The following is a 16,092-nucleotide window of genomic DNA, read 5'->3' as shown; positions in this document are numbered from 1 at the left end:
TTTAATAAAAATTATGCTGTTACAGCTTGATTGAGATGGCTTTCGCAGTAGCTCGCAATCGCAGCAAGAAGTCCTTCAATGTCATGAATATAAACTTCGCCAATATTGCCAATACGGAAGCAGTTAAGGTCAGTGACTTTACCCGGATAAATCACATAGCCTGCTTTTTTCAGCGTTTCATAAAATGACTGAAAGCTAAATTTCTCGGCTGTTGGGTAAAGAAAAGTGGTAATGATGGGTGATTGGGGAGCTTGATTACCTAATACCAATTCAAAGCCCAGTTGTTGCATACCTTGCGATAAGGTTTGCTGGTTTTGTAAATAACGTTGATAACGTGCAGCAACACCGCCTTCTGCCTCAAGCTCAAGTAAGGCTTGATAAAAAGCACGTACCACATGAGTTGGCGAGGTAAAACGCCATTTACCGTTATACTGCTCCATCGTGTTCCACTGATCATACAAATCGAGGCTGACCGAACGAGCTAAACCTTTACATACTTCTAGGCAATTACGCTTTACCAAAATAAAACCAAAACCCGGAACACCTTGAATACATTTATTTGCACTTGAAATCAGGAAATCAATTTCCAGCTCAGCCATATCCATGGGCACACCACCAAATGAACTCATGGCATCTACAATCCAGATTTTTCCTGCTGCTTTAACTAAACGACCAATGTCTTGAATCGGGTTTAAAATACCTGTGGTGGTTTCACAGTGCACACAAGCAACATGGCTAATGGCTTTATCTTCTAAAACGCGTTCAATCTCTTGTAAATCTGGTGACTGGGTTTCTAAATAGTTCAGTTCTACAACTTCAATATTTAAGCAACGCGCCATTTGCACCATACGTGCACCATATGCGCCGTTATTAATAATTAAGATTTTACCATCACGCGGAATAGCTGAACCAAGCACAGACTCCACTGCAAAACTACCACTGCCTTGCATTAACACAGCCGTATATTTTTCAGGTTGACTGGTTGCCAACTTTACCAGTCGATTACGAATATCTTGTACCAGCGAGTTGTATTCTTGGTCCCAAGTACACCAATCTTTTTGCATGGCACGGCGTACTGTTGCCGATGTTGATAATGGTCCTGGAGTAAGAAGCAAATATTTGTTCTCTAAATCCATATCGAGTTGGGGTTGCATGTTCATAATGTTACTCATTTCTTTCGCGTTCATTTCAATATACATCAATCTGGTTTAAACCAGATGACAAACTAATAAATATTTTGTTCTAATATTTCTTTCATAAAGCCAGCCCCTGTAGTCATGCCTTTGCCAGCAATCGCACTCACCAGAAAGATATTTTTTTCAGCTTCAGTGATACAGGCCAACTCATGTTCATGAGTCAGGTAATAACCATTCCAACGTTTTTGAATTGGAGGTAAATTCAGCCCTAGTTTTTCATGACAATAAGCTTGGATAAATTCATTAATCTCTTCACGCTGCTCAAACTGAGGCGCTTCATTAATCGAATGATATTCGTGGCTATCGCCTACGATAAGTTGGCCAAATTCGTTTTGTTTAATCAGAATATGAATACCGAATTCTTTTATGAATCCCTGTTGTGACGCTTTAATCAACTCAGCATGACTTGGGCAAATTTCAAAAGCTGGATAACGTGAAATGGATAAGCCCGAATAAAGAGAAGTATTTAAGTTTTGGCGAAACTGTTGAGTCAGGGCCATTTGTAAGCCACAACGTTTCAGATTCAAGCTTTGCAAAAGATCTGGATATAAAACATCGATGACTTCACCGTGACAGATCAAAACTTTATTTGCCCGATATGCCTCGCCACTTGCCAAATGGACCCGACAACTTTCCTGCTGATATTGGGTTTGAACAACACAGGCATTGGTATAAATCTCCACACCGTTTTTTTCGGCATATGCCAATAGTCGCTGCCCAATCACATGCGGTTCAACCGAATAATCTTCTTCAAAAACCAAGCCGCCTTGAAAATGCTGCGAAGGATTTAAATAAGAAAATTGAGTGACCAGTTCCTGATGGCTAAGCAAATGAACTGGAATTTGGTAATTATTTGCACGCTCGGCAAACTCATTTAAAACCTGCCATTCAAGTGCAGTGTTTGCGAGATAAACACCTTGGCGTTGAGCAAATGAAATATCGGTTTCAGCCTGAATACGCTGATAAAAAGAACGCGTTTCAAGCGCGTACTTTCGCCACTGTTGCTCTGGATGGGTTAATGTCGAAGTTCCGACCATGCCGAAATTACGACGAGTTGCCCCCACAGGCTTGGCATTTTTCTCGAAGATACAGACTTTTAGGCCTTGTTCTTGTGCCTGTATGGCAGCGGACAAACCTAAAATACCGGCTCCGACAACAATTAAATCAAACTGTGCGTTATTCATAGGACTTCCAATTCGCGAAATTTAGGATGAATAAACCCTTGCCTTGTTGAACAAAGCATTTTCATTTCAGTCGGTTAAATAAAAATTGTGTTTAGCTAAAACTTAGTGAGCGCTTTCACGCCATTGCTGACTTCTTGCCATAATTTTTCTGGTAAATAACCAGTGAATGAGTTTTACAATACATGAGGTGGTTAAAATTAGAATGCTCATGGCAACAGCAGCAACCGTGTCTCCCGCATCATCCATATTTAAAACGGCTACCGCCGCTAAACTAGTGTCTGGTGAATATAGGAAAATGGCAGCCGATACAGTGGTCATGGCATTCACAAAAACATAGACCGATACATCGCATAGTGCTGGAAAACACATAGGCAAATAGACTTTCCAAAAGGTTTTCCACTTCGATGTTCCTAAAGTTTGTGCTGCCTGATCGAGCTGTAGCGGAATCTGTTTAATAGCATTGGTTAAAGTCAGGTGTGGGACGGTGTAATAATGCACGATGGTTGAAATCACCAAAATGGTCATGGTTCCATACAGCACATTTAAAGGGTTGCTTTGCTGGTTAAAAAACAAAATATAAGCAATACCTAGCACCAACCCTGGTACAGCAAGGGGTAATAAAACCAAAGCTTGCACATAGTTTTTAATGAGTGGGTGTGCCTTAAAACGTTCGGTTAATAGTGCCACCATAAAAATGAGTGATGTTCCAAAAACCGTACTAAAGAGTGCCATACGAACCGAGTTAAAGTACGCTGCCCAACCGCCGCCATCGACATATTCAAAACTGTAATGTGCTAAGGTTAAAGACAAATCATAAGGCCAAGACTGAATGAATGAAGCCAGCACTGCCGTAAAGATAATCAGTAAAATCGCACCTGAAACCAACCCACAAAATAAGCTCAGAACGACTTCAAGTTTTTTGTTCGATGTTGAGATATAAGGTTTAGCCTGAAAAGCTTGAAAACGTGCATGGCGTTTGCTTTGAATACGATCGAAAATGAATACAAAAACTGCTGGTAACAACAATAAGATGGAAATCACTGCACCCATGCTCATGTTTTGCTGACCAATAATCTGTTTATAGACATCAAGCGCCATCATGTTAAATGAACCGCCAATGACTTTTGGAATCCCAAAATCGGTCAGTACATAAATAAAAGCCACCAGACTTGCACTAATAAGCCCATAGCGAATTGCAGGTAGCGTGACGTGGTAATGTGTATTCCAGATATTTTTACCTAGCGACAAAGAGGCTTCAATTAAACGCTGATCGACACTGCGAAAAGACACCATCATCAACATCAAAATTGCTGGAAATAGCCAAAAGCAATAACTGATTAAAATACCGATTGGGCCATAAATTTGTATATCGCCCAGTAAAGGTTTAAACACACCTTGCTTACCAAACAAATAAACCAATGCCAAAGAGGGCAAAAGTGACGGCGCTAAAATCGGTAAAAAAGCCACCAGTTTAAAGAAGCCTTTACCTTTTATATTCACATTGGTGAGTGCAAAAGCATAAATACTGGCAAGCAATACTGTAATGACAGTAGCAGCACAAGCAACCCACACTGAGTTAAATATAGAACTGAGTAAAGCTGGACTTGCAAAATAGCTATAAAAATTTTCAAGACCAACAAAATTTTGATTTTCATCAAAAAATGCAGTTTCAAATAACATGATTAAAGGAGCAATAATCGCTAAAGTCAAAGCAATTGCGACGACTGCCAAAGCAATATTTGATCTTAATGAATATGCAGTTTTCCGACGCGGCTGTGTTTTTAAAACCGCTGAAGCAGCTTCATTTAACATAGTGCGTACCCTTGTTCGTCAAAGACATGAATGAGCTGATTAGGTACTTTTATAAACATGAGTTCTTGCAAAGATTTGAACTTGGTATTTTCAATTTCAATTTGCAACAGGTGTTTTGCCTGCTCAATTCCATCGATATGAATAGCGCAAAACAAACGACGCTTGGCACCCAAAAATTCAGTGCTTAATACTTTAACTGGCAAATACAACGATTCTTTATCACTACCAAAATCATCAACCAACTCGACAGCTTCCGGTCTAAAACCAATGCTGTAGTTTTCCCCTGCTTTAAGTTTTTGCTGTTCCAAATTTAGAGGAATAAAACCCAAAACCTCGAGCTGATTAACTACCGAACAAGTAGCTACCAAAAAGTTCATGGTGCCAATAAACTTTGCAACGAATTGGGTTTGTGGCTTGTAATAAATATTGTGCGGCGTATCAATTTGCTCAATAACACCATGATTCATGACTACAACACGGTCAGAAATGCTTAATGCTTCTTCTTGATCGTGTGTGACCATAATGGTTGGCAAATTAAGCTGCGATTGAATCGAACGGATCTTTTGTCTTAGGTTTAGACGTACCTGCGCATCAAGTGCAGACAAGGGTTCATCGAGCAGTAAAATATCAGGCTTCGGTGCAATTGCCCGAGCAAGCGCAACACGCTGCTGCTGCCCACCCGACAATTGATTTGGATATTTTTTAGCAATATCTGGTAATTCAATCAGTTCTAATAATTGCTGAACTCGTTGACTACGCTGTGCCTTATCCCATTTCTGTTTGTCTAAGCCAAAAGCAATATTTTCTTCAACGTTTAAGTTTGGAAATAACGCATAGTTCTGAAACACAATTCCACAGTGACGCTTTTCAGCACTGAGTAACGTAATGTCTGCGCCCTTTTTTATAACCTTTCCATAATCAGGTTTTTCTAGACCCGCAATGATACGTAGCAATGTGGTTTTACCGCATCCAGAAGGTCCCAAAAAGCTCACGAACTCGCCAGCTTTCAGGTCTAAATTAATATGCGTTAGGGCCTGAAAGTGTTGGAACTTTTTTTGAATATCCACCACTTCTAAAACTGAGGGGCCATGTTCAGGATATTTATAGGTCGTTAAGGTCGACAATAAATGCCCTGCTAACTCGGCCTTTTGGTTTTGACCCAGCAGCGATGACTGCAATGACGAAGGTATTTGCATAATGAGGCCTTTATCTAAAAGATCACTTTTCAAAACGCTTTGACCATTCAGCCAAAATACGTTCACGCTGCTCGGCCGCCCAATAAAAATCATTTTTTACGAGCATTTGAGAAAGATTTTTCGGGAAGTCCATAGTGGTATTTTCAATGCCTTTATAGGCCACCATTGAAAAGTTATGGGCATAGGCTTCATTTGCCGCTTTGCTTACCGACCAATTTATAAATTTCTGTGCGCTACTTAATTTTTTGGTTCCTTTCACAATTGCTGAGGCTTCCATTTCCCAACCTAAACCTTCTGTTGGATAAACCACTTCTAAAGGCGCGCCCTCTGCTTTTAATTTAAAGGCTGGATAGCCGAAAGAAACACCAATTGGGATTTCGCCCTGTGCTGCCATCTTGCAAGGTTTTGAACCCGAATGAGGATATTGGGAAATGTTTTTATCTAAAGCCTGCATATAATCCCATGCCTGCTTTTCGCCCCAAATTTGCATCCAAGCTGTGACATCTAAATAGCCTGTGCCACTCGAAGCTGGATTTGGCATCACAATCAGGTTTTTATAAATGGGGTTGGTTAAATCTTTCCAAGTTTTTGGAATTGGTAACTTACGTTTTTCTAATTCGACTTTATTTACACAGATTGCAGATTCCCATGCATCCATACCCGTCCAAGTCGGTACAGGTTTTTGACTTACAAATTCCGGTTTTAAATTTTGGATGCCTTCAGGTTTGAAAGGCTCAAGCATGTCTTTCTTTTCCATGACCAGTAAGCTGGTTAAAGCCACACCAAAAACCACATCTGCTTGTGGGTTTTTCTGCTCTGCCAAAAGTTTAGCAGTGATCACACCTGTTGAATCACGTACCCATTTTACTTTGAGTTCAGGATAGGCTTTATGCAATTCTTCTTGGTACTGTTTAAGCTGGTCGGCTTCCACTGCCGTATAGACTGTAATTTCTTCTGATTGTTTTGATGTTGCTGATGAACATCCCATTTGAATAGCAACTACTACACCTAAAACTGATGCAGTACCGAGTTTAATTGTCTGTTGAACATACTGTTTCATCTGCAAACCATCGAATGCAATTATTTGATGATCGTATTTCAACAGCTTTATATGACAGTTTAATTAATCTGGTTTAAACCAGATTGTATTTTTATGCTCGCGCTTCGAAATGTAAATCTAAAACATCATGTAGCCAATATTCTTGGTCGACATCAGTAATCACGCCTTGTTCATTTCTATTACTACGACGAATATATAAACCCAGTGCGCCCACATTGACATGCAGTGCTTTGGCCTGCTGTTCCGATAAAGCGGTTGGATACAGATTAATGTCGGCTCTAGTGATATGGCAGTCATATTGTTTTGCCATCAGTAAAGTAATCGATTGCTTAAGATCATGAGTTAAAAACTCAGGGAAAAACTCGGCATTCACCCGTAAATGCTCAACCAAAACAGGTCGTCCATTAATACAACGACGTCGCCAAACTGAATAAATCGGATGCCCTTTTTCAACTTTTAAATGCTTGGCATCCCAAGAAGTAGCCTGAGTCAGTTCACTCGAAATCACTTCTGTCGAAGGTTCATAGCCTTGTTCAATCACAAACTGATTAAAGTTTTTGGTAGATTGCGGGTGATAAATAATACGAGGAGAACGGACATACCAACCACGGCGATCTAAGCGATAAATCAAACCATCAGTTTCCAAAGCTAACAAAGCTTCACGTGCAGCAACACGAGTGGTTTGGAATTGTTCAGAAAGCACCCTTTCCGAAGGGAGTTTTGCGTGGGCTTTTAATACACCAGATTCAATATCGTGGGCAATTGCATCGCGGATAGGAATATATTTAGGTATGCGAGCTTGGTCCTGTTCCATACAAACTTAGAATTTATAAATAAAGAAATTAATAGCAATATACTGAAAAAATATGACAAAAGCTTTTATTAATGCTGATCTTTTAAGCAAAACGCGTCCTATTCCCCGCTTTTTCCAATTCATTTTTTCATAAAAAAAATCGAGTGTTCACGCCTACAATAGCTTCTGAAAATTTTCCTTAGCTCATTTGTTCATCAAGAAAAATCGGCATGACCTAGCCATTACCTCATATTTAATTAGACACTTTTTAAGATAAAAATTCATATTTCTGTACGGACTCTTACACAGGAATTGACGGTTTGCACTAAAAATCAATATCACGCCTCCTATATTACATTCTTATAGAATTAGAATAACATGATCAAGAAAAACCCAAATCATCCTAAGCAATAAAAAAAATACACTCATCATCTTATATTTATAAAGTCTTAATACAAAATTATTCATTTAATAAAAACTAAAATATTAAGAAAATTACTTAACCTCAAAACAAACATAAAATTTTAATTTAACTAAAATATTAAACAATAAATCGAATTAAAAAAAGAGTATAAGACATACTAGTATATTTATTGCACAAAACCACAACCATACACCCAAGGTTAAATATCACCCAATTATTCACTCAATCTAATTAATATTTTATTTATAAAATTTAAATTAACTTATGAAAAACTATTAAACATGACATTAGATGCTTAAAATTGATACAACATAATCCACAGCTTCTAAAAAGCTTGGACCAACAACAATTAAGCCCATGAAAAATATATTTATTTTAATTTTTTGTATTCTATTGAATAAAATTATGGATATTTATTCACCTAATTTTTTATATTTTACCAACTGATAAAAAATATAATCAAATATATTGAAAAAAACAAAAAAATCTTTTGCAATAATAAAGTTAATCATTTACCAAATGTTATATTTTAAAAAATTTTATTAAAAATAGCACCAATAAATAGATTAAAAAAATAACATTCAAAAATTATAATAATTTTTCTTCTTGTTTTTTCATGAATGTATATTTAGATTTAATTAAGATTAATTGAAATTAGATTTGTATTTTTTCAATTTAGTTTAAGCAAATTAAATTTTACTTAATAGCGACTATAATATTTTAAGGAGAAAGTATTATTACGACCAAGTCATGTGACATTTTAAATCAATTATATTTCAGTACTTAACCAATATTGAAAATTTAATAAAATCATATCTTCTTATTACAGATACTTTTTTATATAAGATAAATAAAGATTGTGATGATGAATTTATTATAGAGATTCCAGATTTCGACAATTATGAAAATTTAATTAATTATTTAAGTATTCAACTTAAAAATACTGAAAACTTAAAAAATAATATTTCACTATTGTTAAATATCAAATCAATACGAGGAAAAATAAATTATACAGAAATATTAGGAGAGCGTATTGCATCTAGATTAGAATCCTTAGATGAATGTATTGAAATTTTAAATTCTGCCAAAATTACTGAACCATTGATAGAATCTGACTTACTACTAGGTATAGTTAAATATTTTAAGAAAAAATCTGAAAATGAATACCAGCATCTTATAAATTTTATATCATCTAATATAAAATATAGAAAATTGGCATGTAGAATTATCTTTATAAATTGCAGTAATGATGAAGATTATCAATATTTAGCCAATCTACTAAAGAATAAAGAAATATATTGTGAAAATGTTATTGGTTTAGCTTGGCTAAAAGCAAATAATCAAATTAGTGAAAAACAATTTGAAATTATCTTAGATGCCTTAATAGACCTAAAACTTCATAAAATAGTGCAATTTGAGTTATTTCAAGAGTGTAGCCTTCAAAAAAAGGTCTCTACAAAATATAAAAAATTTTTAATTAAACATTTGAGCTATTTTATAAGTATAGAAAATACATATACAACTAAAGATATATTAAATTATCTATTAACAAGTGACCAAACTACTATAAACAAGACCTTTAAAATTATTATTAAACACTACCAACAACAAGAATACATTAATATCAGCAATAATGATAAAAACTTCAATACATTAAAAGAGTTAATTACACTCCAAACATTAAAGTTTATTAAAGAATTTTGCAATGAAGAATTATTTAGAAAATTCCTTTTTAATGGTTTATTTAATATTCTTCCGTATGCAAAAGAAGAAGAAGTTTTACAGTGGATAAAAAACGATCAAGAAAAATTAATATTTTGGGTTGAAAACTCCAGTTTTATAGTTAAAAAAAATTGGATAGATTTGATTATTCAAATTTTGGATATTAGTGAAAATCCAACTTTAATTTTAGAAAAAATTATTAAAAATAATGTATTCTATACAAAAACAATAGAAGTTCGTTCAGGAAATATGTCAGATAATATGCGATATAAATTATCGTATCTAGCCTCTTTAAAATTGAAGTTAAAAAATAAAAATACTGAAATTTTATCTTTAATTGATAAGAAAGAGCAAGAATGGATAAGGCTTATAGAGATTCAGTCTCAAAAAGATGAGCAATCAGAAAGATTAGAATCTGAAATATTTCCTTGGTAGTTCAATTAAAAAATAAGTCCATCCTAATAAAATGAAATTATTTTAATTTCTTAGTATTAATAAAAAGCCCCAAAAAAATTAGGGGCTCTCTTCAAAACTAACCACACATTAAGGCGCAAGTCTGTAACACGTAGATGTAAATAAAGCGACTCTATTATTTAAACCATCTGTTATCACCACTTCATAATGCGCAAATTTTTTACTACTACCAACCTTGGTTGCCGTTGCAAATAACACCTTATCTTTCGCACCACTCATATAGCGAATATCCGCCTGTAGGCCAGTATATGGGGCATCCCCTGCATTACAAGCCATCGCAAAGGCAATATCGGCTAAAGAAAATATGACGCCACCATGCACGCCGCCCAATGCATTCATGTGTTCGTCTTTCACATTAAGCTGACAACGTGCTTCATCAAAACTGCGATGCAGCACTTGTACACCCAATAGCTCTGCGAATTGATCAACCGCAGTAGTTTCCATTTTTTGCACAAACCTCTCCCTACTCGTGCGAGTATTCCTTAAGTGTTATGAATCACTATGTATTGAAATCGACTTATGAATAGCCGTTAAACGCTATCTTGTTTAATCTGATAGTTTGAAGAACTAAAGTCCTTATAGGTTAGGCGGTCATCCAACTCTGAAGTTAAAGGCTCAACTTCTTCCATTGAGTTTAAGCAGCGCTGTGCAAGCTCAATGTATTCTTGCGTGCCTCTGGTTTTCCACTTTTTTTCTTGTTCTGATAAATCACGTGCAACCTTGGCAGGACTACCCATTGCCAATACATTTGCCGGAATTATATCTTTAGTTTTGACCAGACTATTTGCACCAATAATGGTGTTTTCACCAATTTCTGCATAGTCCAAAATTACGCTGTTCATACCGACCAAAACATTTTTACCAATGCGGCAGCCATGCAAAATTGCCCCATGCCCAATGTGCCCCATTTCCTCAACTAAAGTCACGCTTTGCGGAAAACCATGTACGGTGCAGCTATCTTGTATATTGGCATTTTGCTTAATATGAATACGTCCAAAATCGGCACGCAATGACGCAAATGGCCCCACATATACACCCGCTTCAATAATCACATCACCAATTAAAACAGCGGTTGGATGTACAAAAGCTTCTGGGCTGACCACCGGAATAACACCGTCAATACTATAACAAGGCATGATTTAACCTCTCATTTGTCGCCGCCAAACCTCCGAAACGGCGCCAATAATGTGCTGTGGCATTTGGCATTGGTCCTTCTGCTGTTGCAGCAACAGACAAGAAGTATTCATCGGCAGGTTCAAATACTTTTTTATAAATATTCATTGATAACGTTCGTGCACTAATCGCAGGCCAGTCAGTTGGCAACAATTCAAGCGGTAATGCAGGGTCTTTCAATAAAATCCGTCGATAATAATGAATCAGCAAAGTTCGAATCTGAAAGGCCTGAACAGGTTCGAGTTGTTCGTTTTCCTGCATCAGCAATACCCCAATTTCTCTAAAAATATCGAGAAACTGTAGATATCTTTGGCGTAATTCATCGATGGGCCAGTTGGTTCTGAGCATACGACCAATGGTATCGACCGAATTATTAAAGAGCTGCAAGGTTTCGGCTTTAAACACCACCACTTGCTCACTCATATTTAAGTCAACCAACAAGCGTTGCAGTTCAATACGGTTACAACCCGGATAAGCCATTAAGTTTGTCGAAATATTGGCAAATCCTAACCATTCGAGTTCTTTCTTTAACAACGCTTTATTTTCAGTGTCGAGGCTAGACATCAGAATAAGATCCCAATAATGATCCCACTCTTTCATCTGGTCGTTATAAATGCGTTGCTCGGCTTGCAAATAGGTCGAACGGCTCGAATCGGTAATTCGATAAAAACTGGTTCTGCCGATTTTGTCCGAACATAACCAATCATTTTTAACTAAACGAAAAACAGAGGTTCTTACAGCACGGTCATTAAAACCAAATAGCTCTAATAACTGAATCAGGCTTGCAAGACTAATGTTTCCACCCCGATGAAGTACTGAATCTCCAAAAATTGTCGAAATAAGCGAAGTTCCACTTAAGGTTTCATTCTTTACAACAGAATCAATTATTTGCTGTATTTTTGCACTCATACTGATGTCTTGGCGTTTAGTTTCAGGGTATAGATTCTATACCCTGAATGATCTTGATGTTAAGCAATCTGACGCATATCGATTACCCGCTTTGCCTTACCTTCCGAACGAGGTAAGGTCGCTTCTGTCACAACTTCTACAGTAACGCTAATCCCAATCATGGTTTTAATGCGTTTCATCAACTCCTGAGCAAGTTGATTGGCCTGTATAGTACAGTTATGACACATCTCTGTACGAATATGCAAAGTATCCATATGGCCTTTTTTAGTCACCAAAATTTCATAATTTGGAACTAAATGCGGAACTTGCAAAATTTGCTCTTCGATCTGAGTCGGGAAAACGTTCACACCGCGAATAATCAGCATGTCGTCACTACGGCCCACAATTTTATCCATTTTACGCATCGCCAGATTTTCACCAGCGAGCAAACGGGTCAAATCACGAGTACGGTAACGAATAATCGGTAAACCTTCTTTAGTAATGGTCGTAAAGACTAGCTCGCCAAGTTCGCCATCTTTACAGACTTCACCTGTTTCAGGATTAATAATTTCAGGGTAGAAATGATCTTCCCAAATCGTTAATCCCTCGCCCTCACCTAGACATTGCATCGCAACGCCCGGCCCCATTACCTCAGACAAGCCATAAATATCGAGTGCTTTAATATTTAGGCGCTCTTCAATTTCACGGCGCAGTTCGTTGGTCCATGGCTCGGCACCAAAAATCCCGACGTTTAAAGACGTATTACGTGCAGTACCAAATTGTTGCTCGAGCTTTTCAATAATGCTCACGCAATACGATGGCGTAACCATAATTGCGGTAGGTTTAAAGTCTTGAATGAGCTGAACTTGCTTTTCAGTTTGCCCGCCAGACATTGGAATAACCGTTGCACCTAAGCGCTCGGCACCATAATGTGCACCTAGTCCACCTGTAAATAGTCCGTAGCCATAAGCAACCTGAACCATATCTTTCGCGGTTAAACCTGCCATGCGTAAACAACGCGCAACAATGTCAGACCACGTATTAATATCTTTTTGGGTGTAACCCACGACTGTCGGTTTACCCGTTGTGCCCGATGATGCATGTAAACGCACAATTTGCTCTTGTGGCACAGCAAACATTCCAAACGGATAGTTATCTCTTAAATCCTGTTTGGTGGTAAATGGAAACTTCGCCAGATCGTCTAAAGTGACGAAGTCATCAGGATGTACACCTGCATCGTCGAACTTTTTCTTATAGACCGGACTATTTTCATATACAAAAGTCAGGGTTTGTTTTAACCGTTTAGTTTGCAGTTCTCTAAGCTCTGCAAGTGTTAATTGCTCAACATTATCCATTGTAAGGCTGTCCATCGCCTCTCTCCTCATTATGTAATTTTAAAAATCGTCTGAATTAATTTAAGTTTTCCAAAATCAGTGCAACGCCTTGTCCAACACCCACACACATCGTGCAAAGTGCATAGCGTCCACCGCGTTTTTTTAGCTCACGTGTTGCCGTAATCACTAAACGTGTACCACTCATACCGAGCGGATGGCCTAATGCAATTGCACCACCATTTGGGTTAACGCGTTCATCGTCATCTTTTAAACCAAGTTCACGCATACAAGGCAAAGATTGGGCTGCGAATGCTTCATTCAGCTCAATCACATCCATCTGATCTAGCGTTAAGCCTGTTTGCTTTAAAATTTTCTGCACAGCCGGAACAGGACCTATACCCATATATTTGGGCTCAACACCTGCACTTGCAATGCCTATCACGCGTGCTAAAGGTTTTAAACCATGTGTATCTGCAAATTCACGGTTGGTAATTAACACACATGCGGCGCCATCATTTACACCAGAGGCATTTCCGGCAGTCACCGAGCCGCCTTCTTTTTTAAACGGGGCTTTTAGCTTAGCGAGTGCTTCAAGTGTCGTTTCACGCGGATGTTCATCACGGCTAACAACAGTCACGTTTTTCTTACGGTCTGTAATCTCGACAGGCAAAATCTCATCGTTAAAGAAACCATTTTGTTGTGCCGCAGCGGTTTTTTGCTGACTATGCAATGCAAACGCATCTTGGTCTTCACGACTAATCTGATATTTTTCAGCTACATTTTCGGCTGTTTCCGGCATGCTGTCGGTGCCGTATTGCGCTTTAAGTTGCTTATTTACAAAGCGCCAGCCAATGGTGGTGTCATAAATTTCAGGTGTGCGGCTAAACGCTTCGGTCGGTTTAGCTTGTACAAATGGCGCACGGCTCATCGACTCCACACCACCCGCCAAAACAAACTGTGCTTCGCCTGCTTTAATTGAGCGTGCTGCAAGTCCTACCGCATCTAAGCCAGAAGCACATAAACGATTGACGGTCATCGCTGGTACAGTATCAGGTAAGCCTGCCAAGAGTGTCGCCATACGTGCAACGTTACGGTTGTCTTCACCTGCTTGGTTGGCACATCCTAAAAACACTTCGTCTACCGTATTCCACGGTAGGTTCGGGTGTTTATCTTTTAAATATTTGATGGGCAATGCAGCTAAATCATCTGCACGTACAGCACTTAAGGCACCTGCATATCGTCCAATTGGGGTACGAATAAAATCGCAAATTAAAACGTCTTCCATGTTGACTCCTGATTATGCAAATTCGGTCATATCACGTGAATATTGAGTAGCAATGTTTTGAGTTTTTGCTACATATTGCTTGAGGTAGATACTCGCGCGATATTTTTCCTCTCCATACAGTGCATATAAATTATTTAAGGTTTGGAGCACGTAAGCGCCGCCCATTTGTGTCAACCACTGGTAAGGGCCTTTAGGATAATTCACTCCATATTTCATGGCATTATCAATATCTTCCAGACTCGCAACACCATGTAAACTTGCTTCGCAGGCTTCATTAATGAGTAAAGCGATGGTGCGCAAGGTTAACAGCGCAGGATGGTCTTTAATCCACATCACGCTCATACCAAACTGCGCAAAGTAAGCTTCAACTTTAGCGAGGTCACTTGCTTCACAAAGTTCGTTATGACTGAGTACTAAAGCTTGCGCCTGTTCAAAATCATGGTGCCAATCCATTAAAACAACTTTACGGCTTAAGTAATGAATATTGGCAGACTCACCTTGGCTTAAACGTAAGTCGATATCATCAATTTGAAGGATATTGTCATCACTCGCAGATCCGCTTTTTAAACCTAAACGCGTTAAAAAAGCAGGTAGCTGAGACCAAGTCCCTTTGAGCTGAATATGTGCATCAACTGGTTTGACAGTCACAGCTTGAGGCTGAAAAGTCTCGTACTGATTTTTTTCGTTATAGCGATAAAAGCCCTGTTTTGACTTACGGCCCCAAGCACCTGCATCGACCAATTCTTTTTGAATGAGGCTTGGACGGTAGCGTGGTTCGTAAAAAAACTCTTGGTAAACGCTTTGGGTCACCGAAAAGTTAACATCTTGCCCAATAAGGTCGGTAAGTTCACACGGCCCCATCGCAAAACCACCACACTGCTTTAAGGCATAATCTAGCTGGTCATAGCTGGTGACCTGTTCTTGCAGTGCTCTAAAGCCTTCTGCATAAAACGGACGTGCAATTCGGTTAACAATAAACCCGGGCGTCGACTTGGTGAGTACTGGAATTTTTTTCCAATTCACCATCAAGTTTTTTAAAGCTAAACATAAGCTGTTTGGGGTTTTTAAGCCTTGTACAATTTCAACCAGTTTCATGACTGGCGCAGGGTTAAAGAAGTGTAAACCCACTACTCGCTCAGGGTGAGCAATGCCAGCCGAAATTGCAGTCACTGAAATTGAAGATGTATTGCTTGCAAAAATAGTTTGCGCACTACAAATCTCAGCGAGTTGCTTAAATAAAGACTGTTTAACTTCTTTTTTCTCAATGACTGCTTCAATCACCAAGTCAGCATCACGCAGTGCTTCAATTTGATTGACCACCGTTAAACGCGCTAAGGCTTCATCCGCTTGCTGTTGTGTGAGCTTGCTCTTTTCAACCAGCTTTTTAAACGTCTGTCCCAAGCCCTGAGCGGCTTGTTGCGCTTTTTGAGCGTCCAGATCATATAAAACAGTCGAGTGCCCATTGACGATGGCTAACTGGGCAATGCCGATGCCCATGGTGCCAGAACCAATGACGGCAATTCGGGCACGAGATAAGTCTAAATCTGTCAT

The 16,092-nt window shown here is 38.3% G+C and carries 13 protein-coding genes; 1 reads left to right on the top strand and 12 read right to left on the bottom strand.

What is annotated here, in order from left to right; translation table 11 throughout:
• Positions 1 to 11: 11 nt before the first annotated feature.
• The 6 genes from phnW to B806_RS0108990 all read right to left on the bottom strand — a co-directional run bounded on the left by phnW (position 12) and on the right by B806_RS0108990 (position 7,262).
• Complete coding sequence (gene phnW / locus B806_RS0109015; RefSeq protein ID WP_025465957.1) at positions 12 to 1,199, bottom strand: 2-aminoethylphosphonate--pyruvate transaminase; 1,188 nt, start codon at positions 1,197 to 1,199, stop codon at positions 12 to 14.
• Positions 1,200 to 1,225: 26 nt separating this feature from the next.
• Complete coding sequence (locus B806_RS0109010) at positions 1,226 to 2,380, bottom strand: TIGR03364 family FAD-dependent oxidoreductase (RefSeq protein ID WP_017385552.1); 1,155 nt, start codon at positions 2,378 to 2,380, stop codon at positions 1,226 to 1,228.
• Between the two features lie 102 nt (positions 2,381 to 2,482).
• A complete protein-coding gene (locus B806_RS0109005) occupies positions 2,483 to 4,192 on the bottom strand; it encodes a putative 2-aminoethylphosphonate ABC transporter permease subunit (RefSeq protein ID WP_017402917.1) in 1,710 nt (569 codons plus the stop codon).
• Positions 4,186 to 5,388, bottom strand: coding sequence for an ATP-binding cassette domain-containing protein (locus B806_RS0109000; RefSeq protein WP_025466684.1), 1,203 nt, complete (start codon positions 5,386 to 5,388; stop codon positions 4,186 to 4,188). The genes B806_RS0109005 and B806_RS0109000 overlap by 7 nt, the downstream gene beginning before the upstream one ends.
• 22 nt (positions 5,389 to 5,410) lie before the next feature.
• Positions 5,411 to 6,448, bottom strand: coding sequence for a putative 2-aminoethylphosphonate ABC transporter substrate-binding protein (locus B806_RS0108995; protein ID WP_017402915.1), 1,038 nt, complete (start codon positions 6,446 to 6,448; stop codon positions 5,411 to 5,413).
• A 91-nt stretch (positions 6,449 to 6,539) separates the two neighbouring features.
• Positions 6,540 to 7,262 (bottom strand): UTRA domain-containing protein, encoded by a 723-nt coding sequence (locus B806_RS0108990; RefSeq protein ID WP_017402914.1) that lies wholly within the window; start codon positions 7,260 to 7,262, stop codon positions 6,540 to 6,542.
• Between the two features lie 1,375 nt (positions 7,263 to 8,637).
• Here B806_RS0108990 and B806_RS0108980 point away from each other — a divergent pair.
• Positions 8,638 to 9,822: a hypothetical protein gene (locus tag B806_RS0108980; RefSeq protein WP_017402912.1), complete on the top strand. Its 1,185-nt coding sequence runs from the start codon at positions 8,638 to 8,640 to the stop codon at positions 9,820 to 9,822.
• A gap of 108 nt (positions 9,823 to 9,930) precedes the next feature.
• Here the strand turns inward: B806_RS0108980 and B806_RS0108975 are convergent, their stop codons facing one another.
• From B806_RS0108975 to B806_RS0108950, 6 genes are all read right to left on the bottom strand, one after another.
• Positions 9,931 to 10,314, bottom strand: coding sequence for a PaaI family thioesterase (locus B806_RS0108975; protein WP_004709473.1), 384 nt, complete (start codon positions 10,312 to 10,314; stop codon positions 9,931 to 9,933).
• Between the two features lie 77 nt (positions 10,315 to 10,391).
• Entirely contained in the window at positions 10,392 to 10,997 is a 606-nt protein-coding gene (locus tag B806_RS0108970; RefSeq protein ID WP_017402911.1) for a DapH/DapD/GlmU-related protein, read from the bottom strand.
• Positions 10,984 to 11,949, bottom strand: coding sequence for a phenylacetic acid degradation operon negative regulatory protein PaaX (gene paaX / locus B806_RS0108965; RefSeq protein ID WP_079381066.1), 966 nt, complete (start codon positions 11,947 to 11,949; stop codon positions 10,984 to 10,986). The genes B806_RS0108970 and paaX overlap by 14 nt, the downstream gene beginning before the upstream one ends.
• A 53-nt stretch (positions 11,950 to 12,002) precedes the next feature.
• On the bottom strand, positions 12,003 to 13,292 hold the full coding sequence (gene paaK / locus B806_RS0108960; RefSeq protein WP_017402909.1) for a phenylacetate--CoA ligase PaaK: 1,290 nt from the start codon (positions 13,290 to 13,292) through the stop codon (positions 12,003 to 12,005).
• A 40-nt stretch (positions 13,293 to 13,332) separates the two neighbouring features.
• A complete protein-coding gene (pcaF, locus tag B806_RS0108955) occupies positions 13,333 to 14,541 on the bottom strand; it encodes a 3-oxoadipyl-CoA thiolase (protein WP_017402908.1) in 1,209 nt (402 codons plus the stop codon).
• A 12-nt stretch (positions 14,542 to 14,553) separates the two neighbouring features.
• Positions 14,554 to 16,092, bottom strand: coding sequence for a 3-hydroxyacyl-CoA dehydrogenase (locus tag B806_RS0108950; protein ID WP_017402907.1), 1,539 nt, complete (start codon positions 16,090 to 16,092; stop codon positions 14,554 to 14,556).

The sequence above is a fragment of the Acinetobacter sp. TG2027 genome, from assembly GCF_000302435.1.
Taxonomy (GTDB): Bacteria; Pseudomonadota; Gammaproteobacteria; order Pseudomonadales; family Moraxellaceae; genus Acinetobacter; species Acinetobacter pittii.
The sequence above is the reverse complement of the archived record's forward strand: the minus strand, read 5'-3'. Positions and strand labels throughout refer to the sequence as shown.